Here is a 25,147-nt window from a genome sequence, read left to right as displayed (position 1 = left end):
ACGATCGGCCGGACGTGATCGAGGTGCGCTCAGCCCGTGGTCACACGACCCAGCGCCGCCGCAAGGAGGGACAGGATGATGCAGGGCCGTCCCGGAGGTCACGTCATCGCACGGCGGGGACCCTCGACCCGGGTCCGGCGGAGACGCACCCTGTGGGGAGCCACCGCCCTCACGCTCGCCACCGTGGCGGTCCTCGTGCCCCTCATCCGGTCGTCGGGCGACGATGGATCGGGCGTGCCGGAGCCGGTCGCCGCCCCCACCGCACCGGTGGCTGCCGCGCCGCCGTCGCTGGACCGGGACCTGGCAGCGATTCTCGACGAAGCGGGCGGGTACCGCGTCGGAGTAGCCCTTGCCGATGTCTCGGGCGGGGCCACGCGGACGTTCGGGGACCGCGATCCGTTCTTCGCCGCCAGTACGGCGAAGATCATCACCGCGGCCGCCTACTACCACCGGGTGGAGACAGGCGAAGCCCGCCTGGACGAATCACTCGGCGACTACGATGCCGCCTTCCAGCTCCAGGCCATGGTCAACACCAGCAGCAATGACGCGTGGCTCCTGCTCATGGACGCCGTCGGTCACTCCGAGCTCACGGCGTATGCCTCGTCGCTCGGTGTGGAGTACGACCCGGAGGAGAATCTGCTGACCGCCGCGGACATGGCCCTCGTGCTGCGTCGGCTCTCCGCGGGTGAACTCCTCGACGAGGAACACACCACGGAGCTGCTCGGCTACATGCAGGATACGAACGAGGAGGATCTCATCCCGGCCGGGTCCCGCCCCGACGTCCTGGTGCAGCACAAGTACGGGCAGGTCGCCGGCGAGCTCCACGACGCGGCACTCCTCACCTACCGCGGATCCACCGTCGCCCTCGTGGTCTACACGGAGGCACCCGAGGAGGGCAGCACGTCCGAGCAGACCGAGCTCATCCGCGCGGTGACCCGGACCGCCGAGGCCGCCCTGTTCCAGACGGGCAGCTGAGGATCGGCGAGGCACGAGCCTCGCCCCGGGCCTCCGGCCGGACGGGAGTCCTGGCCGGTGGCCACCGGCCTACTCCTGCCCGTGCGCCCGGTCATCGGTTCGGCCCTCGGGGTCCGTCGCCCGCCCGCGCGGTCCCACCGGACGCTCGGCGGCACGCCATTCCCTCCGGGTGAGGAGCTTCTCCCCCGCTGGCAGCTCGCGCCGGTACCTCCGGTAGGTCCTGCGGTCGGAGGACCCCCAATACGGGAAGGACTCGATCACCAACTCGAACACGATCCTGGCGACGAGTCCGATCACCTCGATCACCGCACGGCCCTGCCTGACTGCTTCCCCCTGGTCATGGCTGAAGCCTACGGCCCTGCTGCCGCCCTGGCCCTGTATCGGAGGAACGCCGGGCGTCGGTGGTTCCTAGGCGCGTCCGCGCAGGATGAGGTTCCAGTACACCTTCGGCAGCAGGACCCGCTCGGCGATGAAGGTGAGGCGCCGTTCACGCGCCAGGTTGTCCCAGCCCGGCACGGTCGGCATGGGCGCGTACTTGTCGTCGAACTCGGAGAACACCACGGTGTTCTTGCTGACCACGAACGGGCAGGCCGAGTACTGGTTGTACTGCGCGGTGGGCTTCTTGCCCTTCAGGACGGCTTTCAGGTTCTTCGCGAGAACCTTCGTCTGCATGCGGAGGGCGGCTCCGGACTTCGAGTTCAGGGTGGACGCGGCATCGCCGAGGGACCAGATGGCCGGGAAACGGGGGTGCCGGAGGATGAGGGGATCCACCTCGACGAAACCGCCGGGATTGCCGGGGGCCGGGAGGTCGGTGGTCTTCAACCATTCCGGAGCGGACTGCGGGGGAACGGCGTGCAGCACGTCGTAGGCGATGGTCTCGGATGCTCCGGTCTCGGTGTTCGTGAGCCCGACGGTGCGGCCCGACGGGTCGACGGACGCGAGTTCGGTGCTGTACCGGACCTCGATGCCGTATTCGTCGATCTTGCGATTCAGTTCCTCGTCGATGATGTCCATGCCGAAGATCGTGGGCGTGGCGACGGCGAGGACCACGCGGATGTCCCCGAGAACGCCCTGCCGGCGCCAGTGGTCGCAGGCGAGGTACATCGGCTTCTGGGCGGCGCCGTCACAGGATGCCGGACCCGGCGGCTGCGTGAACACGACGGTTCCGCGCTTCAGGTCCTTGAACAGCTTCCAGGCCTTCGGGGCCAGCTCGTACTCGTAGTTCGATCCGCCGTACGGTCCCTCCATCGCCTCCTTGAGTCCGGGGATGGAGGTCCAATCGTTCTGGATGCCGGGGCACACGACCAGGTGGTCGTAGGTGACGGCGGAACCGGACTCGAGCAGCACCGTGCTGGTGCCGGTGCTGACGTCCGTGGCCTTGTCCTGGATCCAGACCACGCCCTGGGGCATGACCGCCGACTGCAACCGCACGGCCTCGAACGCATCAGCCGTCCCGCCGGCAATGTGGGAGAACAGGGGCTGGTAGAGGTGGCGGCTGCGCGGCTCGACGACGGCGACGTCCTTCACGTGGTACCGCAGGAGGCGCCCGGCGAGGGACACACCCGCGTTGCCTCCGCCGATGATGAGGACCTGGTGGTGGCGCTTCTCCCCGGCGGTGGGCACCACGGGGACCGTGCGGCCCGCGGGCGCGGCGTTCGTCCTGGAACCGATGACAGCTACCTCTTCCGTTTCACCCTGCGCGGCCTGTCCTCCCGACAGTACCGCCCGTCACCGACACCGGGCAGGGAAGATCCGTCAGTGCGCAGGAAGGTCCCCGGACGGACCTTCTGCGTGTCCGACGACGCTCGGCCCGTGGGCGGGCCGGGCGCCGTTCTCGTCCGCCGGTGCGAGGGACAGCACGGTCAGCAGGAGGTAGAGGATCATCAGCCATACAGCGAGCCCGGTGCCGCGCCGACGTCCGACGACATGGAGGGTGCGCACGCTCCGACGTCGGGGCGCGGCGGGAACGACGACGGGGGCCGCAGCCGCGACGGAAGAGCCGGTGCCGGTGCCGGTGCCGGTGCCGGTGCCGTCAGGATGCGAACCGGACGATGGGGTGCTACCGGACGATGGGGTGCGCCCGGACGATGGGGTGCGCCCGGAGGATTTGGCGCTACCGGACGGTGTGGCCCGACCGGTTGCTCCGGGCCAGGCCAGGTGAGCTCCTCCGACGGGCTGCAACCGTGACCGCTCGAACCGATACAGCTCGACCTGGGCGTGGGTCAGTTCCCGGCGGAGGAACTCCGCGGTCTCGGCCGCGCGCCGGGCGCCTGGTTCGTCCATGGAAGAACGAGGGCGGTCGTCATCGCCCGGCATCACCGTGTCCCTGTCCCCATGGCATCAGTCTAGGAAGGGCCAGCCCCCGTGACCCGCAGTGTTCGCTCAGGATCACCGCAACGGGCGGTGGCACCGCCCGTCGTGACGCCTATCGGGAGCCCGCTTCCTCGGACAGGTCCCATGGCCGCGCTCCGTCCTCCCGGGCGCCGAGCGACTCGACGACCGATCGCGTCCGTTCCCGTGAGGCAGCCTCCCGCTCGGGCGACGAGCATTCCCCCGGCGGACGGTCCGGCGCCAGCGCACACCACCGGTAGGGGTCACGCTCGATCAGTGACGGTAGCCAGACGAGGTCCGAGACGGACCAGGCGCCGGCGTCGTCCCTGCTGAAACTCGCCCGGACGGTGATCCCCTCGTTGTTGACGTCGTACACGGGTGAGAGTTCGGTGACGCCGTTGCCCAGGCCGTACACGATCCACGTGCCGTTGTACTTCTCGATCGGCTGGACAGTGTGTGCATGGTGTCCGTAGAGGAGATCGAACTCTCCACTGTCGGCCAGTGCATGGGCGATCTCCACCTGCTGCGCGTTCGGCGTCGGCACGTACTCGTCGCCCGCGTGGACGGCGCCGAGCACGACGTCTGCCCCGGCTGCTCGGGCTGCTCGGGCCTTGGCGATCATGACGTCGGCGTCGAGCATGTCGACGCGCCATGGCTGGTCCGGCACGAGCCCGTTGAGGCCGTAGGTCGCCTCGATGACGGCGACACGCGCCTCGGGCTGGTCGAGGATGAGCACCTTCGCCGCGTCCTCCTCCGTGGCATAGGACCCGGTGTGCTCGAGCCCGGCAGCGTCGAGCGCCGCCAGGGTCCGCAGCAGCCCCTCGGTTCCCGCGTCGATCGAGTGGTTGCTCGCGGAGGTGCAGGCGTCGTAGCCGACGTCGGCCGCTGCCGTCAGGATCTGGGGCGGGACGTTGAACTGCGGATAGCCGCTGAAGGGGCCGTCGGGACCGGCGACCGGCGTCTCGAGATGGCAGATGGCGAGGTCCGCCGTCGCCAGGTAGGGCCGTTGGCCGGCGAGGAGTGGCTCGAAGTCCAGCGCGCCCTTCCCCGTGACGGCCGCATCGACGGCCGCCTGGTCCCACAGCTGCGGGTGCACCAGGAGATCACCGCTGACGACGACGTCGAGGCAGCCGTCGCAGGCGATCGCCGCCGGTGCATCAGCGGTTGGTCCGGCGGACACTGTCGCCGACGGGCTCGGCGCCGGACCGGCCGAGGCACGGGCGGACCCGGAGGACGATGGCGTGGCGGTCGTGGCGCCCGATGTCGGTTCATCGGTGCCGCTCGGCGGGGACGAGCAGCCGGCGAGCACCAGCGCCGCCACCAGGAGCGCCGAGGCCGGGGCCGTAGGGCCCACCCGCGACGGCCGGCGCTCTCCTGTCATCGGTCCGTATGTCACGCCACCACCTTCCAGGGTGCGGGCCCGGCGTCGACGCCGGGCCGGACCGGCCTCGATGCTCCGGGGATGAACGGCGGAGCCAGCCGGTCTGTTTCCGTAGCCGCCATTGAACACCATGGCGCCGTCACTTCGCATCGGACGGCCTCCGGCCGACCAGCGGCATCTGACCGGCTCCGGCTCCCGTCCCCGGCTCCCCGGCTCCCCGGCTCCCCGGCTCCCGATGCTCAGGAGATCCGCAGGATGCCGGAAAGACGGAGTCGATGCCTTGCCCGGGCTGTCGGATGACCCCTAGCGTGCGCGTGGGGGTTTCATCTGTGTCTCATTCTCGGTCCCGGTCTCGGCGTCCTTCGGTCTCGCCTGTCCTTCCAGCGCGCCCCCGATGGTTCTCGCGCCGGCCCCTGTCACCGACCCCCGACCCCGTCACCGGAAGGCGCACCGTCCCCGTGGACAAGCCGAAGCGACCGAAGCCCGACGCTGCCCGCTCGGGATCCCGTCGTCCCCTCGGCATCGTCGCAGCCGTGGTCGCACTCGTCATCGTCTCGGGCGGCTGGGGACCCGCTGCAGCCCAGCCACCCGGCCCGGCAGACGCGGTGTCCGCCCACCTGTCCGGGGAAGCCACGTCGCCACCCGAACCCGTCGAGGAGGCGGGCGTGATGGCGCCCGCCCCGCCGATTCCCGAGGGCTCCTCCGGTGTCGAGAGCCCGGCGGCCACGCCGACGTCCGGGCCGACGTCCGGACCACCGTCCGCAGAGCCGGAGCCGGAGCCGGACGAGTCCGTCGCTCCAGCGCCCGCCCCCTCACCGGAACCTGTGCCGGAACCCGCACCTGGCGCCGACCCCGGCATGGCTCCGGACGACAGCGCCGAAACCGCCGAAATCGACGAGCCTGCGCCGGGGGACAGCAAGGCGCCGTCGGGCGTGGCCCGCATGGAGTCCTTCGGGAGGTCCGCCGACGTCGGACTCCTGGCCGCCGGAGTACCCGAGTCCCCCCGCCCGGCGTGGATCGACACCTTCGAGCAGGGACTGACGAACGCTCCCAGCGGGATCACCGCTTATGCCGCGAATCGGTACACGATCTCGAGCGGGTGGGCGACCGGGACGAACTGCACGGGGATCCTCCTCAACTACGTAGCGCCCTACCCGAACACCGCGTTCTGCCCGTCCCAGACCACCGGAGGGTCGTCAGCAGCCCGGGAAGCCAGACGCATCGCGGACGTCCTCGGACAGGTCCAGGCCGGCGTACCCGGCGGCTCCGCCACCGCGGCGGCGAACGGTTCCACCGCCACCACACGGAGCAACCACGCGCTCGTGTCGCTGCCGTACACCACGGTCGCGGGCGGCACAACGGTCCTCCAGTCGACTGCAGGGATCGGTCTCGGCGCTCCGAACGCCCGCTACTACTCACTCGCGATGGATGCTGCGGGCACGCGGTGCGGCACGAGCAATGCCTCGCTCGCCTTGAACCTGGTCACCGGAGCCGCGACACCTGTCACTCTCCTGACCGGGTTCGCTGCCCCGGTCGTCCCCTGCGCCGGCACAGGCAATGTCTTCTACACATCACCGGCTCTCGCCCCGGTTGCCGGCGCCACCGATCCCGTGCTGACCGGTTCCGTTCGAGCGGCGACCTTCACCGGCACGAACACCGCGCTCCTGACGCCTGCGCAGATCTCCTCCGCGAGGGTGCAGCTCGTCAACTCCCAGGCTGGTACGGGCGGCGGTTTCGGTGTCGACGACGTCAGGGTGCTCGATGTCACGCCTGCGCTGGATGTCGCCTACGACCCAACGCCGACAACGGCGACGACGCCGACCATCCTGACCTACACGATCACCAACACCGCCGATCTCTACGCGAAGACCGACTGGGGTTTCGCCGCCACACTCCCGGCAGGGCTCAGGGTGGCAACGGCCCCGGCCATCGGAGGCACGTGCAGGGACATCGGGGGAACGGTATTCGCGGTCACCGCCGCGGCAGGGTCGGGAAGCATCACGTCCGTCGGCGGGGACCTCGCCGCCGGCAGCAGCTCGTGCACGATCCAGGTCGCCGTCGTCGCAGCGCAGCCGGGGACGTTCTCCAGCGGGACAGTGAGCGCCAGTGGACTCGTCCCCTCGGCGCCCATCGACCTCGTGGTCGATCCCCTGACGACCATCACGGTCCGCAAGAACCTCCCGACGCGGACGACGCCGGCCGATCAGTTCGTCCTGTCACTCCGGGAGGGGACGAGCACCCTGGCGTCGGCCACCACCACCGGAACGGCCACCGGGGTGCAGTCGGCGCAGATCACGCGCGCCACCGTGCGCCCGGGCGCCACCTATACGATCTCCGAGGCTTCGGCGAACAACGCGGGTCTCGGCTATTCCAACGCCTACGAGTGCACCCGCGCCGGCACCGTGATCGCCTCCGGGGCAGGAGCCGCGGGCACGATCACCATCCCTGCCGAGGCCGGGGCGGAGGTCACCTGCACCTTCACGAACACGGTGCAGACCCAGCGCCTCTTCTGCGACACCAACCGTTTCTACTCGATCACGGCCACCGGCACGCTGGAGCAGGCGGACATCGCCGCAGGAGGTGCTCCCGCGTCCATCGGAACCTGGGCGAGCGTCACATCGGCGAACGCACTCGGTGTCGGCGCGGGCGGCTCTCTCGCGTACGCGCTCGACAGGTCGGCAGACTCCACCGACGTCCTCTCGGTCCTCAAATGGACCCCGGGCGGCGGATTCGTGAAGCTCCCCACCACGTCGTACACCACCGTGGCCACGGGCGGCACAGTGGTTGACGGCGCGATCGTCGCCGGTGCCGTCGACCTCTCGAGTGGCCGCTATCTCTTCGGGAAGTTCAACAACAGCCGGTTCCACATCTGGAGCTTCACCGAGAGCAACCCGACCGCCACCCGCTTCGCGTACGTCGGCTCCTTCGCTGCTGCCAGTGCATCGGCGAACGGCGACATGGCTTTCGATGCCGTCGGCAACCTCTACGTGGTCGGAGCGCCTGCGAGCACCACCACGACGTCTGCGACGGTCTACACGATCTCCAGGGCGACGCTCGCCGCGGCGAACGGCGGCGCGCTGGCGGTCAGCCAATCGACGCCGAAACCGCTGACCGGCACGGACGCGCCCTTCGCCGCCGCCAATGGCGTCGCATTCTCGCCGCGCGGTACCCTCTACATCGGCAACGCGGGGAGTGCCTACGAGTTCGACGCCACCACGGGTGAGCGTGTCCCGGGTACACCGCGCGTCCTGGTCAACTCCACCGACCTCGCCGGCTGCACGACGCCCTCGACCCTCACGGTCCAGAAGAACGTGGTGGCACGTCAGGCCACGAGCGATCAGTTCACACTGACCGCGGCCACCGGGTCGCCGCTGTCGACCATCGCGTCGGCGACGACGTCCGGAGCCGCGACCGGGCGCCAGGCCGAGCAGCTCGGTCCCTTCCCTGCGGCGGCCGGCAGCACGATCACCATCTCCGAGACCATGGCCGCCGGCTCCGGCTCGGCACTCACCAGCTACAGGGCCTCCTACGACTGCTTCGCGGGCGGGGTGCGACTGACTGCCGGCAACGCCACCACGGGTACCGTCACGATGCCCAGTGGTCTGGGCGTCAACGTGGTCTGCACCTTCGTCAACTCTCCCGGCCCCGTCGCCGAGACGAGTGTACGGATCACGAAGACCATCCGGGAGGCCTCGGGCCTCACCCGCCCCGGGGTCGACTGGACCGTGGGGACGACCGCGACGGCGACCACGGGTAGCGCGACGGCCCTGCCGAGCGAGGTCCCCAGACAGCAGACCGACGCCGCAGGGCAGGCGACCTGGCAGGTGCTGTACGCGTCGACGGCGTCACGGGCAACCCTCGTGGTGTCGGAGGTCCAGCAGGAGGGCTTCGCCTTCGTCAGCGGCTCCTGCACGGTGAACGGTAGCGCCGTCCCGACCACGTTCGCGCCGGCCGACGCTGCCGCGGGGCAGACCGTCAGCGCCAGCCTCACGGGCATAGCTCCCGGTGCGGCGATCGACTGCGCCCTGGTGAACCGGCCCACGGCGTTCCTGACGCTCGTGAAGGAGGTGACGTTCGGCTCCGCGCTGCCGACCGACTGGACCCTCAGCGCCACGGGCCCCGCCGGCGCCCTGCCCGGCCCTTCCGGGCGCTCCGGATCGGGTGCGGCGTCGAATGTCCCGGTGACCCCGGGCACGGCCTACCGACTGGCCGAAGCAGGTGGTCCGCCCACCTACGTGCAGACCGGCACCTGGCGGTGCCGCACCCCAGCGGGTGCCAACGTCACCGTCACGGCGTCGGGAGACGTCACCCCGGCAGCCGGTGCCGCGATCACCTGCACCGTCACGAACGCGACGGCGGCCCTCACGATCCTCAAACAGGTGATCGACCCGCGGCCGGGGTTCCAGGCCGCGGACTGGAAGGTCACGGCGACCCCAGCCGCCCTGCCGGGTGCCACCCTCACGACGGAGACCCGGCCCGGCGCCGAGTACGTCGCATCCGGGAACCCCGCGAGCACCTTCGACGTGCGGCCGGGCCACGGCTACACGCTGTCGGAAGCCGCCACCGACCTCACCCGCAAGCTCGCCTACCAGGAACTTCGTCTCGAGCGCCTGTCCGGCTCGACCTGGGTCCCGGTGGCCGCACGAACCATTTCCGCTCCACCAGCGGGCCAGACGGCGGTCTACCGCTTCGTCAACGCCCCGGTGGCGCCGACCACGCTGCCGCTCACGGGCGGTACCAGCGCCGACGCGTTCTACATCGGAGGAGGAGCGCTGCTCGTCGCGGCCCTCGCCCTCATGGCGTGGAACAGCCGTCGACGGATGCGGGGCGCCTTCCGCTGATGCGCACACTCACTTTCCTGTCCGCTGTTCCTGCTCTTGATCCTGACCTTCAGTTCCTGGTCTCACCCTCGCATCACCTCACTCATAGGAGATATCTCGTGTCCATTCCCATCCTCCGGCGGCTCTCGGCCGCGCTCGGCGTGCTGGCGCTGAGCACGGCGGCAGCGTTCGTCGCCGTCTCCCCGGCGACCGCCGTCACCCAGGCGGGCAACATCAATCCCGATACGCCCCGAACCCTGACCATCCACAAGTTCGCGCTCGGCGCGGACAACGGCCAGAACATCGGCACCGGCCAGGAGGTCTCCGTCCCCGGCACGCCGCTTGCCGGCGCCACCTTCACCGCTGCACTGGTCCAGGGTGTCGATCTCACGACACCGGAGGGCTGGACGCAGGTCTCCTCGCTCACCCCGGCAACGGCAGCCTCGCGTGTTACCCTCCCCGACACCTTCACCGCGACCACCGGCACCAACGGTGTGGCGGTCTTCAACACCCTGCCCGTCGGGCTCTACCTCGTGACCGAGACCGTGCTGCCGACAGGCGCCACCAACCCGGCTGCACCGTTCCTCGTCACGCTGCCGTTCCCGACGGGGCCGGGTGGCGCGCCGTCGAACCAGTGGATCTACGACGTGCACGCCTATCCCAAGAACTCCGTGACCGATCTGACGAAGACCCGCGTCCCGGCACCTGCCAACTCGGTGGAGGCGAGGAACCCTGACCTCATCCGCTGGGCGATCAACTCGGGCATCCCGACCCTGGCCGCAGGTGACACCCTCGACGTCTTCACGCTCACCGACAGCCTCCCGGTGGAACTCGAATACCTGGAGTCAGGTCCGACAGGTATCGCCCCGACCAGCGTGCAGGTGACCAACGCAGCCGGCGTCGTCCAGAACTTCGCCGCCGGAACCGAGTACACGCTCACCTACGACCAGGCCACGCGCAATCTCACCGCCTCGTTCACCCCCGCCGGCCTCACCCGACTCAGGTCGCTGCCGAACGGCGACGTGACGCTCACCGTGCTGAGCCGCGCAGTGACGATCCCCGCCCGCGGCATCATCACCAACACGGCCACGAGCGTCGTGAACGGGAGCACCGAGACGGTCACCGGAAGCACCCCGATCGGCCAGCTCACCGTGTTCTCGTTCCAGAGCGAGAACGGGGTGCGGACACCCCTCGCAGGTGCCGTGTACCAGGTGTTCCTCAACCAGAACGACGCCAACCTGGGCCAGAATGCCGTGTTCATCGACGGCATCCAGAACTGGACGACCGGCGCGAACGGATTCGTCGCGATCCCGATCATCACGCCGGGCAACTACTACGTCCGTGAGATCACGCCGCCGGGCGGATTCCAGATCCCCGCTCCGAACCAGGTCCAGACGCAGGTCGTCGCCGGCCCGAGTTCGACCACCGCCCCTGTCCAGAACTACGTCGAATTCGAGCACGACCAGGTTCCGGCCTTCGCACTGCCCCTCACGGGTGGTGACGGTGCCCTCTGGTTCACGGTCGGTGGGACGGGCCTGCTCGCGCTCGCCCTGGGAACCGCGATCGTCGCCGCGCGGCGCCGCGCGTCCGTTGTGCCGGCCACGGCGTAACGTAGCAGCGTGAAGTCGAAGGCGGGGCGTCAGCAGGGCGCCCCGCCTTCCGACGTCCCGGGGAAGAACAGTGAGGCGTCCATCGACGCCACGAACTTCACGCGAGCGCGCCGTGCACGGGAACGTCGCCGGGGGTGGCGATTGCGACTGCTCCCCCTGCTGGTTGCCCTGGCTGTCATCGCCGGAGCGGCGCTTCTCCTCTACCCCACGGCGGCCGGCTGGTTCAGCTCCGTCGAGCAGTCGCGTGAGATCGACAAACTGACCCAGGGCATCAACGACCTCGGCGCCGAGACCCTCAGGGAGAGGCTTGCCGATGCGCGCAGGTACAACCAGAGCCTGGGCGGCAGCGGGGCCGACGTGGCCGCGAACGAGCGGCTCCCGCTGGCGCAGGATCCCCGTTCCGGCAACGAGGAGGACTACCGCTCGATGCTCAGGGGCGATTCCGAGGGCCTCATGGCGCGGATCAGGATTCCCTCGATCGCCGTGGACCTGCCGATCTACCACGGGACGAGCGACGACGTCCTCGAGCGCGGGATCGGCCACCTGGAGGGCACGGCGCTTCCTGTCGGCGGCCCTTCGACCCACTCCGTCATCACCGGGCACCGGGGCCTCGCGACCTCGGAGCTCTTCACGAACCTCGACGACGTCCAGGTGGGCGACACGTTCACCATCGAGGTCTTCGGCGAGACACTCGCCTACCGCGTCGTGGAGACCCTCGTCGTCGACCCCCGGGACACGGAGAGTCTCCTCATCCAACCCGGTGAGGATCTCATGACCCTCGTCACCTGCACGCCGCTGGGCATCAACAGCCACCGTATCCTCGTCACCGGCGAACGCATCTCACCGACCCCCCAGGCCGACATCGACGCCGCAGGGGACGCTCCCGACATCCCCGGCTTCCCGTGGTGGATGTACATCGCCGGCGGCGTCGTCGTCGCTACCACCACGTATGTGTGGGTATCGGGGCGGCCACCACGGCCGGTGCAGCTGCAGGTCCGCGGCCGTCGACCGTGAGTCGGAGCCGCCTCACCTGCGCGCGTACCGGCTGACGAACGCGCGGAGGATCGCCTCGGGCTGGTCGACGACGGTCGCGCGGGCACGCTCCATGTACTCGTCCGCCTGCTCCGGGGGGAAGTAGCCTGCGTGGCGGTAGGTGCTGATCCGTCCGACGAGCGCCTCGACGTCGAGTTCCGGGTGGAACTGCGTCGCGTACACGTTCTGTCCCACCCGGAACATCTGCACGGGACACGTGGGCGAGGAGGCCAGCAGCACGGCGGAGGACGGCAGCGCCGCGCACGCCTCCTTGTGTCCCACGTAGGCGGCGAACGACGGCGGCAGCCCGGCCAGCAGCGGATCCGCCGCGCCCCCGTCCGTCAGGGTGATCTCGACGGAGCCGATCGGCTCCGCGTAGGTGGTGTCGACGACGGCGCCCTGGTGCCGGCCGAGTGTACCGACGCCGTAGCAGGCTCCGAGGAACGGGAAGTCCTGAGGGACCACGCGGTCCAGCAGCGCCCCCAGTTCGTGTTCGACGCGCACTTGCACGGCGCTCTTCGACTCCTCCGAATCGGAGGAGTTGAACGGGCTCCCCCCGAGGAAGATGCCGGAGTAGTCCGCGAGGTCCAGCTCGGGCATCGGCCCGGACTCGAGACGGATGCGCCGGAGCTCGCCCTCCGCGAGCCCGCCGAACCGGAGGAAGCTGCGGTACTCGGCGTCGGCGGCGAAGTCCTCGGCGCGGGTGGCCAGGAGCAGGAAGGGTTTCACCCCTCGATGCTACTGGCCACCCCGCGAACCGCCGGCGCGGAGCCGGGCGTGGCCCCGGTGGGGGGACTCCTACCCCAGCTCCACGCTGCCGCCGTCGGACGCCACCTCCGCGGCACCCGCCCGTCGCGCCCGGAAGGCCACGCCCGGCGGACCCGAGACGCGATACCCGTCCTCGGAGCGGTACACGCGGAATTCCCCCGAGGACCCGTCCGGTGTGACCACGCGGACGGCGGTGCCGTCGGCCGCACCCGGGTAGACCGTGACGAGGGGATCCTCGAGGTAGTCGTAGTCGGGCCGGTCGGACGTGCTCCCCGTCACGAGGACCGCTCCCTCGCGCACCCAGAGCGGCAGCGTGTCGAAGCCGTGCACCTCGCGCCGCCACGCTCCCCCGGCGGCCACCTCACCGGTGAGCAGCTGGGTCCAGGTGCCCGCGGGCAGGTAGTACTCCACTTCCCCGGCCGCCGAGAACACCGGAGCCACGAGGACATCGGGACCCAGCATGTACTGGCGGTCCAGGTGCGCGACGGCGGGATCCTCGGGGAACGCGAGCTGCATCGGCCGCATGAACGGCGTACCCCGGGTGTGCGCTTCGAGCCCGACGGCGTACAGGTAGGGCATGAGGGACAGCTTCAGGCGCGCGAAGGTCCTCGTGACGTCCACGGCGCTCTGGCCCGCGGGCTCCTCGCCGGTGTCGAACGCCCACGGCACGCGGTAGCTCGTGGAGCCGTGCAGGCGGGAGTGGCTCGAGAGCAGCCCGAACGCCAGCCAGCGCTTGAACACCGCGGGGTCGGGGGAACCCTCGAACCCGCCGATGTCGTGGCTCCAGTACCCGAAGCCGCTGAGCGCCAGGGAGAGCCCACCGCGCAGGGTCTCGGCCATCGACTCGAAGGAGGAGGAGTTGTCGCCGCCCCAGTGGACGGGCATCTGCTGGCCGCCAGCGGTGGCGGAGCGGGCGAACAGCACTGCCTCGCCCGGCCCGCGCACCTCCTCGAGGACGCCGAAGACCGCCCTGTTGTAGAGCTGCGGGTAGAGGTTGTGCATGGTGCCGTCCGGTGTACCGTCATGCCAGCGGACGCCGAGCGGGATGCGCTCCCCGAAGTCCGTCTTGATGGCGTCGACGCCCTGCCCGAGCAGCGTGCGGATCTTGTCCTGGAACCAGGTGGTGGCGTCCGGGTTGGTGAAGTCCACCAGGCCCATGCCCGCCTGCCACAGGTCCCACTGCCACACCGTGCCGTCGTTGCGCCGGACCAGGTAGCCCGCCTGCGCCGCCTCGTCGAACAGGCGTGAGCGCTGCCCGATGTACGGGTTGATCCACGCGCTGATGCGCAGGCCCTTCTCGTGCAGGCGCCCGAGCATGCCCTCGGGATCGGGGAACACACGCGAGTCCCACTCGAAGTCCGACCAGTTGAACTCGCGCATCCAGAAGCAGTCGAAGTGGAAGACGCTCAGCGGCAGCCCGCGCTCGGCCATGCCGTCCACGAAGTGCGCGACGGTCTGCTCGTCGTAGTCGGTGGTGAAGCTCGTGGACAGCCAGAGCCCGTAGGACCACGCCGGCACCTGCGCGGGCCGGCCCGTGAGCCGCGTGTAGCGCTCGAGGATCTCCGCCGGCGTGGCCCCGTGGATCACGAAGTACTCGAGCGCCTCGCCGGGCACCGAGAACTGGACGCGCTCCACCGCCTCCGACCCCACTTCGAAGGACACGTGCTCGGGGTGGTTCACGAAGACGCCGTAGCCGCGGTTGGTCAGGTAGAACGGGATGTTCTTGTAGGACTGCTCGCTGGACGTGCCGCCGTCGGCGTTCCAGATGTCCACTGTCTGGCCGTTCTTCACGAACGGCCCGAAGCGCTCCCCCAGGCCGTACACCAGTTCGCCGACGCCGAGCGAGAGCTGGGCGTGCAGGTAAGACGGCGACGGCGCGCGCCCGGTCTCCGTGACTCCCGCGACGCCCGCGGGCTCGGTGGTGACCGGAGCGTCCCTCCCGAGGCCCATGCGGCCGACCGACTTGTGCCCGCTCGAGGTGAGGACCCGGCCGTCCGCCTCGAAGGTGAGGTTCCAGGGCGCTCCGCGGGTGATGCGCGCGGCGAGCGGCCCGGCGGTCAGCACGCCGCCGTCGTCGTCCGCCGTCGCGGTGCCCGCACCCTGCTCCGCGCCCACGAGCTCGAAGCCGCGGTGCGGGGTGTCGCCGCGGTGGTTCTCGATGCGGACGCCGATCACGCCGTCGAGCGGGCTGCTCAGGGTCACGGTCAGCAGGGCGCGGTTCAGGGTGTCGCCCCGGCGCTCGATGACCTTGGTGGGTGCGGACACCACGAGGTGGTCGCCGACCGCCTCGACGTCGTAGGCCTCCTGTGCGTACTGCGCATCGACGCCGGGGCGGACATGCCAGAATCCGTCGGTGAATTTCATGGTTACTTGACTGCTCCTGCTGTGATGCCCCGGGTGAGGGTGCGCTGGAAGATGAGGAAGAAGATGAGCGTGGGGAGGAGCCCGAGCAGGGCCGAGGCGCTCGTGGTGGTGACGTCCATGAGGCGGTCGCCCTGGAGGACGGTGATGGCGACGGGGACGGTCTGGTTGTCGTTGCCCACGAGGAACGTCAGCGGGATCAGGAACTCGTTCCACGTCCAGATGAAGAAGAAGATGAGCAGCACGCTCAGCGTGGGTCGCGAGATCGGGAAGATCACGCGCCACAGGATCTGCCAGCGGCTCGCTCCGTCGAGCGAGGCCGCCTCGAGCAGTTCCTTCGGGAACGTCCCGTACACGGAGGCGAGGAGGTACGTGCCGAAGGCGCTCTGGATGACCGTGAAGATGATGATCACGGCCCACACGTTGTCGTAGAGGCCCACCTCGCGGAACATGAAGTAGAGCGGGTAGAGGAGCACCTCCTGCGGCAGCATGTTCGCGAGGAGGATCAGCAGCACCAGCCAGGTGCGGCCGCGCACCCGCCCGATCCCGAGCGCGAAGGCGTTGAACATCGAGATCCCGACGGCGACCACGGCGACGACGGCGCTGATGAAGAAGCTGTTCCAGAGCTTCCGCGGGAAGTCGACCCGCTCCCAGAACGCGGTGATGCCGTCGAAGGAGAGAGAGGTCGGCAGGGAGAGCGGCCCGCCGGTCGCGTAGTCCGCGGGGGACTTGAAGGAGTTGGCGAGGATGAGCAGGAACGGGACGGCGATGAGCAGCCCGATCAGGACGGCCACCAGCAGGATCAGCCAGTCGCCGGCCGTCTTCCGGGCCCGCCCGCCGCGCGGTCGCTGCCGGGGCGGTTGCTGCAGGGCTGCGCGGGCGGTCGTCCCGGCGGGGGTGTCGGTGATGGCCATCAGCGTGCCTCCTCACTGCGCTCGAACCTCGTCTGCACGAGGACGAAGATGATGCTGACGACGGCGATGACCACCGTCAGGGCGGTGGCAATGGTTGCTCCGTAACCCACCTGCTGGGACTGGAAGAACTCGCTGTACGCGTAGTACGCGGGCACGATCGTCGAGGTGCCCGGGCCGCCGCCGGTCAGGGCGTAGATGGGACCGAAGACCTTGAGCGCGGCGATCGCGCAGGTGAGGGTGACCACGAAGATCTCGGGCCGGATGATGCTCACCGTGATGGCGCGGAAGCGCTGGAGCCAGTTGGCGCCGTCGAGCTCCGCAGCCTCGTAGAGTCCGGGGTCCACGCGCTGCAGCGCGGCCATGAAGATCACCACGGGGTAGCCGAGCTGCACCCAGACCATGATCACCATGATGCTCGGCAGCGCGGTATCGGGATCGCCGAGCCAGTTGCCCTGCAGCCCGCCGAGCCCGACGGCTGCGAGCACCTGGTTGAGGGCGCCGTTCTCGGGGCGGAGGATCCAGCCGATCACGATCGCCGCGATCACGCCGGGCAGGATCTGCGGCAGGTAGTAGGTGGCGCGGAGGAAGCTCGCGAGGCGGCCCCCGAATTTCCGGCCGATCAGGTCGAACAGCATCGCGGCGAGGACGAGGCCCACCACCGTGGGCACCACCACCATCGCGATGATCATGGCGACGGAGTTCCGGAAGGAGGTCCAGAACGTGGTGTCGCCGAACAGCTCGACCCAGTTCTCGAGCCCGATGAACTCGGGGGGCCGGATGCCGCGATAGGAGGTGAAGGTCAGATAGACGTTCCACAGCAGCGGGATGACGATGATGAGGGTGAGCAGCGCGAGTCCCGGCACCAGGTAGGGCCAGAAGGAGCTGCGGCTCGAGCCGGGGATGAGACTGGTGGTCGGGCGCTTCGCGCGCTCCTTCGACCGGGTTGCGATCGCCATGGGCGTGCACCTTCCAGGGAGGGGGTTCTGCGGGGGCCGCCGTGCCTGCCGGACCGGTGAGGGTCCGGCAGGCGCGGCGGGGATGCGGGGTCAGCCGACGATGTCGTCGACACCGCCCTGGTACTGCTCGCCGACCTGCTCCTGGAACTCCTCCGGCGCGATGGTGCCGTTCATGAGCTCCTGGAGTCCTGCGTTCAGTTCGTCGTAGAAGGTGGGCGTGGGCCAGTCCGGGTAGAAGGCGATGCCGTCCTTCTCCGTGAGCTCGTTGAAGTTCGCGATCAGCTCGGAGCTCTTCTCGTCCGTGATGTCCGCCGGATCGGCGGCGACGGGTACGCCGCCGTTGTTGCCGATGAGGTTCTGGATCTCGGGACGCATGGTGATGTCGATGAACTCGTAGGCGAGCTCCTTGTTGGCGGCGTTCTCCGGCACGGCCCACATGTTGCCCGCGGACCCCGGGGCCAGCTCCGCCTCGGGGAAGAGGAAGGTGCCCCACTCGAAGCCGGTGGCCTCGGTGGTGAACCGGTTGTGCCACCAGCTGCCGGAGAAGAAGATCGGGTTGGTGCCGTTGATGAACGCGGTGCCCGCGTCCTCCGCCGTCGAGCCCGTGGCGTTCGGCGAGATGTAGCCCTTGTCCGTCCACTCCTTGACCGTCTCGGTGGCGAAGGAGACCTCCTCCCCCTGCCAGTCCACCGGGTTCTTGTACAGCTGGTAGTCCTCGACCCAGCCGCGATCGGCCTGGGTCAGTGCGAGCTGGTACCAGAGCTGGCCCAGCGGGTACTCGGCCGCGGATTCGGCCATCGGCGTGACGCCCTTGTCGGTGAAGGCCTGCAGCACGTCCTCGAACTCGTCGAGGGTCGTCGGGACCTCGAGGCCCGCCTCGGTGAACATGTCCTGGTTGTAGTAGACCTCCACGAACTCGCCGTAGTTGGGGACACCGAACCAGCTGCCGGAGCCCATGATGCCGCGCTCGTCGTACTTCGCGGTGGTCTGCAGGGACGGCGCGAGCTTGTCGTCCCAGCCGTACTCCGCCACCGCGTCGTCCAGGTTGGTCAGCAGGCCCTGGCTCGAGAGGAGCCCCGCCGTGGCGTTGCTCTTGTTGTACTCGAGGAGGTCCGGTGCCTCGTCGGAGTTCAGGACCTGGCTCGCGGTCGAGCGGATCTGCTCGAAGCTGCGTTCCTCGAACTCGACGGTGGCGCCGGTCTCCTCCTCGAAGACGCGAATGGCCTCGTCCCAGGCGATACCCATGGCGCTCGTGTCGCTCTCGAAGTGCCAGAGCTTGAGGGTGTCACCCTCGCCGCCCGATGCTCCCTCAGCACCGGAACCCGAGCCGGAGCATCCGGACAGGGCGAGTGCGGCGGCCGTGACTGCTGCACCGAGGATCAATCTGCTTCTGTTCATTGCCTACTCCCTTGTAGAGACCGCCGATCGTCGGCGATTTGGTCGAAACGTTTCGACAGCAGCTCGGTCGAGCCCTGATCGAGGTGGATCTGGTGGATGGACAGGAGCCCGGCGCTAGCCGCCCGGGCGGGGTGCCGCGACCGAACCGTGGTCGCGGTATTTCGGCGCGACGAGTTCGACGCGCGGTTCGATGGGACCCTCGAGCTGCTGGACAGCCAGCTCGACGGCGCGCAAGCAGGAATCCGCCGGGATCAACGGGATGACGTCGAGCGGCGGGGTGAAGGAGGAGGTGTCGAAGGTCGGCACCCCGGCGATGACGGAGAGGTCGGCGGGGATGGACAGGCCGCGGCCGGCGACGGCCTCGAGGATGGTCGTGTGGACACCCTCCTCGGCGTGCACCACGAGCCCGGTCACGGCGGGGTGGGCATCGAGGATCGCCGAGACCGCCTGGCGGATCTCCGGTGCGTCCTTCTCGACCATCGAGAAGGACGCCGCGACGCCGCGCTCCGCGGCCCGCCCGAGGAACCCGTCCCGGAACCGCACCGGGAAGTTGGAACCGCGCTCGTACACGGCCGAGGGGTGGCCCAGCAACGCCACGGAGGCGTGACCCGCATCGACGAGGCGATCGACGGCCAGGGCAGCCGCGGCCTCGAAGTCCAGGTCGACGCAGACCAGCCCCGCCGCGTCACCCGGCACGCCGATGAGGGCAGCCGGCACGCCGAGCGACCGCACGAGATCAGCCCGTTCATCCTCGACGGACACGTCGAGGACGATGATGCCGTCCACGAGGCGGCTCGAGGAGACGCGGCGCAACCCGTCGACGGCCTCATCCTCGGTCAGCAGGAGGACGTCGTAGTCGAAGGCGCGGGCGGCAGTGACGACGGCGAGCACGAAGGCCATGTGCGCGGGTGCGTAGGTGTCACTCCTGAGCGGGGCCGTCAGGGCGAAGATCCTGGTGCGCGTCCCGGCGAGCATGCGACCGGCGGCATTCGGCATGTAGTCCAGCTCGCGGACCGCCTCGTCGATCCGCAGGCGGGTCTTCTCGCCGATGGGCCGCTTCCCGCTCAGCGCATAGGAGACGGTGCTGATGGACACACCGGCGACGCGTGCTACGTCGTGGATGTTGGCCATGCTGACTCCGATGTCTGCGGGACGGATCGTTCAGGACCGGGTGGATCGTCTAAACGTTTCGACGGCCGGTGGGAAGTACGCTACGTCACATCCCCGGCGAGGACAAGGGGTTTTGTGGGGAAGGCGAACAAATGCGCGGGCCGGGACGGCGAGAGGCCACCGGGTCACCCCGATGGCCTCTCCGTCCACACTGCGGGCTAGCGCTCGGCGCCCGCTCGTGCCGACGATCCCGCTTCGAGTTCGGACAGCTCGCGCGCCACGCGGTCGACGTCGGACTTCAGGATCGCGACCGGCCCGGCGCTGTGCCGGCCGTGCGACGGCTGCACTGCCACGACATCGGCGTCCTCGGCCGTGGTCGCGCCGTCGCCGGACGACGTCCCCGTGATGTGGCCGGCGATGACCGGCGACACGGGACGGCCCGCTGCCGCGGTGGCCTGCGCCGTCACCGTGTCGGTCTGCGTCGTCGCGGTGTCGGCCTGCGTCGTCGCGGTGTCCGCCGAGCCGCCGGCGACGGCGGGCGTGGTGCCCGTGGCCGCAGGGGACATCGACGCCGCGGGACCTGCGGGGGCGGCCTGCGCGAAGTCGACGGTGCGGCGCAGCGGCGTCTCCCTGATGAACAGGACGCAGATGAGACCGAGGACCGCGATGACCGCCGTGATCGTGAAGATCAGCGCCGTGCTGTCCCCATAGGCCGCCCGGACGATCTCGGCGATCGGCGCAGGCAGGTCGACGAGGTCGAGCGAGCCGCCTGCCGCACCGCCCGTGCTGGGGACGCCCGCCGCGGCGAGTCCCTCCGTGGTCTTCGTGGTGACCTGCGTGCCGAGGACGGCACCGAGCACGGCGACTCCCGCCGCTCCACCCATGGAGCGGAAGAAGGCGACGGAGGCGCTGGCCGAGCCGATGTCCTTGACCGCCACGGTGTTCTGGACGGCGAGGACGAGGTTCTGCAGCATGAGGCCGAGGCCCAGGCCGAAGACGAAGGTGTAGATGCCCACGAGCCAGAGTTCCGTCAGGTGGTCGATGGTGCCGGCGAGGCCGAGACCGGCGATGAGGAACAGGGAACCCGCGACGAGGTAGCGCTTCCACTTGCCGTACTTGGTGACGAGCTGCCCGGCGCCGATGGAGCCGATCAGGTTGCCCGCGATCATGGGAAGGGTCAGCAGGCCCGCCTCGGTGGGGGTGGCCCCGCGGGCCACCTGGTAGTACTGGCCGAGATAGCTCGAGCTGGCGAACAGCGCGATCCCGACGGCGATCGAGGCGACGATGGCCAGGGCCGTGGTGCGCTCGGAGATGATCTTCAGCGGGATGATCGGCTCGGCCACCTTGGTCTCGACCACCATGAGGAGCGCGAGGAGGATCACGCTGCCGCCCACCATGAGGGCGGTCTCACGGGAGAACCACGCGTAGTAGCCCTCCTTGCCCGCGAACGACACCCAGATGAGGAGCAGGCTCACGCCGGCGGTCAGGAGGATGGATCCGAGCCAGTCGATCCGCGCCTTGCGGCGCGTGTCGGGGAGCTTGAGGGTCAGCTGCAGCAGCACGAGGGCGATGATCGCCAGGGGGACGCAGACGAAGAACGTCCAGCGCCAGCCCAGCGGCGAGTCGACGATGAATCCGCCGAGGAGCGGTCCGCCCGCCGTCGCGACAGCCATCACGCCACCCATGTAGCCGGAGTACCGGCCGCGCTCACGCGGGGCGATGATGGTGCCGATGATGGCCTGTGCCAGTGCTGTGAGCCCGCCCATCGCCACGCCCTGGATGACGCGGGCGGTGAGGAGCAACGGGATGGTCTGTGCGAAGCCCGCGAGCACCGAGCCGAGCACGAAGATCACGATGCTCACCTGCACGAGCATCTTCTTGTCGAACAGGTCGGCGAACTTGCCCCAGATGGGCGTGGTGGCCGCGTTGGCGAGCAGCGCAGCCGTGATGACCCAGGCGAAGTCCGTCTGCGAGCCGTTGAGGTCGCTCATGATCGTGGGCAGGGCGTTCGCGACGATCGTGCTGCTGAGGATCGCGGTGAACAGGCCCGCCAGCAGGCCGGTGAGGGCCTGCAGGATCTGCTTGTGGCTCATGGGCTCGGCGGCCTTGTGCTGGTGCGGCGCCGGTTGCGGTACGGCCTCTGCCGTTGGCGCCGTGGCGGAGTGGATGGCCATCAGTGATCTTCCTTCGTGCTCTCGGACGCGGGGTCCAGGTGGTGACGGCCGTCGTTGCCCGTGCTCGATTCGGTGGTGGTGCGGGGGAAGCGGCGGGGATCGGCGGTCGTTGCGTGCGCTCCCCCGCCGTGCTGCGCGGTCGCGGTCCGGAAAGCCTCGGTGAGGTGCTGGACCGAGGTCGACGCCGCTTCCGCCTCGCTCTCGGTCCAGTCGGCGAGGATCTCCCGCAGGGTCTCGGCCCGTCGCTCGTACGTGTCGGCGAGGTAGGTTTGGCCGTCCTCGGACAGCGAGAGCAGGCAGGCCCGGCCGTCCAGCGGATCCGGGCTGCGGACCACGAAGCCGAACTGCTCCAGGTCCGCGAGTTGCCTGCTGAGGGCGGACGGCCCGATGCCGAGGCGTGCTGCGAGCGCAGACGCCCTCAGCGGACCACCCTCCCCGATGAAGAACAGGACACCGGTGTGCGCCGGCCCCAGCTCCGAGTACTTCATGCCTGCCGTGGTGACACCCCGGAGGGCTCGCTGCAGGTCGAAGATGTTGTGCACCAGCTCTGCAGCGGTGTGCTGCGCTACCGACATCGCGGACTCCAGACCCTCTTATAGTTCGTTGCTCTAAGTAACGGTACTCCTCCCGTTTCGTTAGGTCAACTAAACAAATGGTGTCACGGACGGCGGAGAGCACGTCAAGCCATGGACAGGGGGCACCCCGAGGCTTGCGGCCTGCACCGCAACACTGTTAGGCCTGACGTACAAGCCCGACAAGCGAGGCAGGTCACCCCCCCCTGCCGAGGAAGGCCCCCGCCGGGGCCGCGGAGAAGGACGGTCGCCATGACGCGCAAGGAACCCGTGGTCGAGGAATTCGACGAGAAGGACCTCCGGGTCGGGAAACGGCCGAAGGAATGGGCCGCGGGAATCCCCGGTGTGTACCACTCCATGAAGCCGGCCATCGAGCACATGGGGGTGGAGCGGACCCTGAGGACCGTCCTGAAGATGAACCACAAGGACGGCTTCGACTGCCCGAGCTGCGCCTGGCCGGACCCGGACAAGCGCAAGACGTTCGAGTTCTGCGAGAACGGCGCCAAGGCCGTCACGTGGGAGGCCGCACCCGTCATCATCTCCTCCGAGTTCTGGGCCGAGCACTCGATCAGCGAGTTGCGGGAACGTTCGGAGTTCTGGCTCGGCATGCAGGGACGCCTCGTCGAACCCGTGTACAAGCCTGCCGGGGAGGACCACTACCGGCCGGTGAGCTGGGACGAGGCCTTCGAGATCGTCGGCAGCAAGCTCAAGAGCCTCGACTCCCCCGACGAGGCCGCCTTCTACACCAGTGGCCGCACCTCCAACGAGGCCGCGTTCCTCTACCAGTTGTTCGTCCGGGGTTTCGGCACCAACAACCTCCCCGACTGCTCCAACATGTGCCACGAGTCCTCCGGCTGGGCCATGGGGCAGACCATCGGCATCGGCAAGGCCACGGTCACGTTCGATGACTACGAGAACGCCGACCTCATCATCGTCATGGGCCAGAACCCCGGCACCAACCACCCGCGCATGCTCACCGAGCTCGAGAACTGCAAGCGCAACGGTGGACAGATCGTCGCCGTCAACCCGCTCCCGGAAGCGGCACTCAAGCGCTACAAGAACCCGCAGAAGGTCCGGGGGGTAGCCGGCAAGGGGACGGAGATCGCCGACCAGTTCCTGCAGGTACGGCTCGGTGGAGACATGGCGCTCCTGCAGGCCGTATCCAAGCGCGTCTTCGAGTCAGAGGCGAAGAACCCGGGCACCGTCCTCGACCACGCGTTCCTCGAGGAGCACTGCGAGGGGCTGGACGAGCTCCGCGACTACCTCCTGAAGCTCGACGAGACCGCGGTCCTCGAAGCCACGGGACTCCGCTCGGAGGAGATCGACGAGCTCGCCGCGCGCTACATCGCCGCGGAGAAGGTCATCATCACCTGGGCCATGGGCATCACGCAGCAGAAGAAGGGCGTGGCGACCATCAAGGAGATGATCAACCTCCTGCTGCTGCGCGGCAACATGGGCAAGCCCGGGGCAGGCGCCTCCCCCATCCGCGGGCACAGCAACGTGCAGGGTGATCGCACCATGGGCATCTGGGAGCAGATGCCGCCCACGTTCATGGATGCCCTCGGGAAGGAGTTCGGGTTCGAGCCACCGCGCGAGCACGGCGCCGACGCCGTCGAGACCATCAAGCGCATGCGCGACGGCGAGATCAAGGCCTTCGTGGCCCTCGGCGGCAACCTCGTCTCGGCCATCTCGGACACCCAGGTCGCTGAGAAGGCGTTCGAGAACACTGACATGACGGTCCAGATCTCCATCAAGCTCAACCGCTCCCACCTCATCACCGGCAAGGAGGCGCTCATCCTCCCCTGCAAGGGCCGCACGGAGATCGACCGCCAGGAGACCGGCGAGCAGTTCGTCTCGGTGGAGGACACGGTCTGCGCCGTCCACCCCTCGTGGGGCAGCGTCGAACCGGTCTCGGACAACCTCCTCTCCGAACCGGCGATCGTCAGCCGGCTCGCGCGCGCCACCATCGACGGGAAGATCGACGCCGACTGGGCGGGCTTCGAGAAGGACTACGACCTCATCCGCGACCACATCGCCCACGTGGTGGAGGGCTGCGAGGACTACAACCGGAAGATCCGCCAGGAGGGCGGCTTCATCCTGCCGAACGGTCCGCGCGACTCGCGCACGTTCAACACGCCGACCGGCAAGGCGGTGCTCACCGTCAACGACCTCGAGTACCTCGAACGCCCGGAGGGGACGCTGATCCTCCAGTCGCTGCGTGCCCACGACCAGTGGAACACCACCATCTACAGCCACAACGACCGCTACCGGGGCATCCACAAGGGCCGCCACGTGGTGTTCATCAACCCGGAGGACATCCGGGAACTGGGCCTGAAGGACGGCCAGAACGTCGACATCCGCGGCGTGTACGACGACGGCATAGACCGCGTGGTGCGGGCCTTCCGCGTGGTCTCGTACCCGACCGCGCGCGGCTGCGCCGCCGCGTACTACCCGGAGGCGAATGTCCTCGTGCCGCTCGACCGCGTGGCGCAGGGCAGCAACACCCCCATCTCCAAGCAGATCATCGTACGGTTCGAGCCCAGCTCCCACACGGCTCCCACCGAGCACGATGTCGCCGCCACCGCTCCGGCACCCCAGCCGGAGCCGGACGGCTTCACGGGCACTGACGCCACGCCCGCGAAGGTGGCGGAGGCGGCGAACGCCTGACCCGACCCGACCGCCGTCGGAGGTCCTTCAGGGGACCCGACGGCGGCCGGACGTCGTGCTCGCTGCGCCGGCTCTGCC

At 69.3% G+C, this 25,147-nt stretch carries 17 protein-coding genes; 5 read left to right on the top strand and 12 right to left on the bottom strand.

Annotated elements, in window-relative coordinates; genetic code table 11:
* Positions 1–75: 75 nt before the first annotated feature.
* Complete coding sequence (locus tag NVV32_RS03010; RefSeq protein WP_422391321.1) at positions 76–975, top strand: serine hydrolase; 900 nt, start codon at positions 76–78, stop codon at positions 973–975.
* Between the two features lie 69 nt (positions 976–1,044).
* Here NVV32_RS03010 and NVV32_RS03005 read toward each other — a convergent pair whose 3' ends face one another.
* The 4 genes from NVV32_RS03005 to NVV32_RS02990 form a co-directional block, all read right to left on the bottom strand.
* The gene (locus NVV32_RS03005) at positions 1,045–1,281 is read right to left on the bottom strand and encodes a hypothetical protein (protein ID WP_422391320.1); all 237 of its coding nucleotides are present in this window, start codon (positions 1,279–1,281) and stop codon (positions 1,045–1,047) included.
* A 102-nt stretch (positions 1,282–1,383) separates the two neighbouring features.
* The gene (locus NVV32_RS03000; RefSeq protein ID WP_422391319.1) at positions 1,384–2,598 is read right to left on the bottom strand and encodes an NAD(P)/FAD-dependent oxidoreductase; all 1,215 of its coding nucleotides are present in this window, start codon (positions 2,596–2,598) and stop codon (positions 1,384–1,386) included.
* Positions 2,599–2,730: 132 nt separating this feature from the next.
* The gene (locus NVV32_RS02995) at positions 2,731–2,916 is read right to left on the bottom strand and encodes a hypothetical protein (protein WP_157365817.1); all 186 of its coding nucleotides are present in this window, start codon (positions 2,914–2,916) and stop codon (positions 2,731–2,733) included.
* A gap of 484 nt (positions 2,917–3,400) precedes the next feature.
* The gene (locus NVV32_RS02990; protein WP_422391318.1) at positions 3,401–4,702 is read right to left on the bottom strand and encodes a CapA family protein; all 1,302 of its coding nucleotides are present in this window, start codon (positions 4,700–4,702) and stop codon (positions 3,401–3,403) included.
* A 443-nt stretch (positions 4,703–5,145) separates the two neighbouring features.
* Between NVV32_RS02990 and NVV32_RS02985 the strand changes: the two genes are divergently transcribed.
* The 3 genes from NVV32_RS02985 to NVV32_RS02975 all read left to right on the top strand — a co-directional run bounded on the left by NVV32_RS02985 (position 5,146) and on the right by NVV32_RS02975 (position 12,131).
* Positions 5,146–9,528, top strand: a complete 4,383-nt coding sequence (locus NVV32_RS02985; RefSeq protein WP_422391317.1) for a prealbumin-like fold domain-containing protein — start codon at positions 5,146–5,148, stop codon at positions 9,526–9,528.
* Positions 9,529–9,626: 98 nt separating this feature from the next.
* Positions 9,627–11,117, top strand: coding sequence for a SpaH/EbpB family LPXTG-anchored major pilin (locus tag NVV32_RS02980; RefSeq protein WP_422391316.1), 1,491 nt, complete (start codon positions 9,627–9,629; stop codon positions 11,115–11,117).
* Between the two features lie 9 nt (positions 11,118–11,126).
* Positions 11,127–12,131, top strand: coding sequence for a class C sortase (locus tag NVV32_RS02975; RefSeq protein WP_422391315.1), 1,005 nt, complete (start codon positions 11,127–11,129; stop codon positions 12,129–12,131).
* Between the two features lie 12 nt (positions 12,132–12,143).
* Here the strand turns inward: NVV32_RS02975 and NVV32_RS02970 are convergent, their stop codons facing one another.
* The 8 genes from NVV32_RS02970 to NVV32_RS02935 all read right to left on the bottom strand — a co-directional run bounded on the left by NVV32_RS02970 (position 12,144) and on the right by NVV32_RS02935 (position 22,405).
* Positions 12,144–12,878: a glutamine amidotransferase gene (locus NVV32_RS02970; protein WP_422391314.1), complete on the bottom strand. Its 735-nt coding sequence runs from the start codon at positions 12,876–12,878 to the stop codon at positions 12,144–12,146.
* A 69-nt stretch (positions 12,879–12,947) separates the two neighbouring features.
* Complete coding sequence (gene yicI, locus NVV32_RS02965) at positions 12,948–15,281, bottom strand: alpha-xylosidase (protein ID WP_422391313.1); 2,334 nt, start codon at positions 15,279–15,281, stop codon at positions 12,948–12,950.
* 2 nt (positions 15,282–15,283) lie between these two features.
* Positions 15,284–16,192, bottom strand: coding sequence for a carbohydrate ABC transporter permease (locus tag NVV32_RS02960; protein ID WP_422391312.1), 909 nt, complete (start codon positions 16,190–16,192; stop codon positions 15,284–15,286).
* The gene (locus NVV32_RS02955; RefSeq protein ID WP_422391311.1) at positions 16,192–17,148 is read right to left on the bottom strand and encodes a carbohydrate ABC transporter permease; all 957 of its coding nucleotides are present in this window, start codon (positions 17,146–17,148) and stop codon (positions 16,192–16,194) included. The genes NVV32_RS02960 and NVV32_RS02955 overlap by 1 nt, the downstream gene beginning before the upstream one ends.
* A 90-nt stretch (positions 17,149–17,238) precedes the next feature.
* Entirely contained in the window at positions 17,239–18,546 is a 1,308-nt protein-coding gene (locus tag NVV32_RS02950; protein WP_422391310.1) for an ABC transporter substrate-binding protein, read from the bottom strand.
* Between the two features lie 114 nt (positions 18,547–18,660).
* Positions 18,661–19,677 (bottom strand): LacI family DNA-binding transcriptional regulator, encoded by a 1,017-nt coding sequence (locus tag NVV32_RS02945; protein WP_422391309.1) that lies wholly within the window; start codon positions 19,675–19,677, stop codon positions 18,661–18,663.
* 197 nt (positions 19,678–19,874) lie between these two features.
* Positions 19,875–21,830, bottom strand: a complete 1,956-nt coding sequence (locus NVV32_RS02940) for an MFS transporter (RefSeq protein WP_422391308.1) — start codon at positions 21,828–21,830, stop codon at positions 19,875–19,877.
* A complete protein-coding gene (locus NVV32_RS02935; protein WP_422391307.1) occupies positions 21,830–22,405 on the bottom strand; it encodes a MarR family winged helix-turn-helix transcriptional regulator in 576 nt (191 codons plus the stop codon). The genes NVV32_RS02940 and NVV32_RS02935 overlap by 1 nt, the downstream gene beginning before the upstream one ends.
* Positions 22,406–22,654: 249 nt before the next feature.
* On the opposite strand from NVV32_RS02935, the gene NVV32_RS02930 reads away from it, so the two are divergent.
* Positions 22,655–25,069, top strand: a complete 2,415-nt coding sequence (locus NVV32_RS02930) for an FdhF/YdeP family oxidoreductase (protein WP_422391306.1) — start codon at positions 22,655–22,657, stop codon at positions 25,067–25,069.
* Positions 25,070–25,147: the final 78 nt, after the last annotated feature.

Origin of the sequence: Arthrobacter sp. N1, assembly GCF_048288285.1 — a bacterium.
Taxonomy (GTDB): Bacteria; Actinomycetota; Actinomycetes; order Actinomycetales; family Micrococcaceae; genus Arthrobacter_D.
This window is presented reverse-complemented; position numbering and strand designations above follow the sequence as displayed.

What these genes read in the sequence shown, in the direction of transcription:
- NVV32_RS03010 (WP_422391321.1), top strand. Translation starts at nt 76, where the DNA reads ATGATGCAGGGCCGTCCCGGAGGTCACGTCATCGCACGGCGGGGACCC.
- NVV32_RS02960 (WP_422391312.1), bottom strand. Translation starts at nt 16,192, where the DNA reads ATGGCCATCACCGACACCCCCGCCGGGACGACCGCCCGCGCAGCCCTG.
- NVV32_RS02950 (WP_422391310.1), bottom strand. Translation starts at nt 18,546, where the DNA reads ATGAACAGAAGCAGATTGATCCTCGGTGCAGCAGTCACGGCCGCCGCA.
- NVV32_RS02945 (WP_422391309.1), bottom strand. Translation starts at nt 19,677, where the DNA reads ATGGCCAACATCCACGACGTAGCACGCGTCGCCGGTGTGTCCATCAGC.
- NVV32_RS02935 (WP_422391307.1), bottom strand. Translation starts at nt 22,405, where the DNA reads ATGTCGGTAGCGCAGCACACCGCTGCAGAGCTGGTGCACAACATCTTC.
- NVV32_RS02955 (WP_422391311.1), bottom strand. Translation starts at nt 17,148, where the DNA reads ATGGCGATCGCAACCCGGTCGAAGGAGCGCGCGAAGCGCCCGACCACC.
- yicI (WP_422391313.1), bottom strand. Translation starts at nt 15,281, where the DNA reads ATGAAATTCACCGACGGATTCTGGCATGTCCGCCCCGGCGTCGATGCG.
- NVV32_RS02940 (WP_422391308.1), bottom strand. Translation starts at nt 21,830, where the DNA reads ATGGCCATCCACTCCGCCACGGCGCCAACGGCAGAGGCCGTACCGCAA.
- NVV32_RS02930 (WP_422391306.1), top strand. Translation starts at nt 22,655, where the DNA reads ATGACGCGCAAGGAACCCGTGGTCGAGGAATTCGACGAGAAGGACCTC.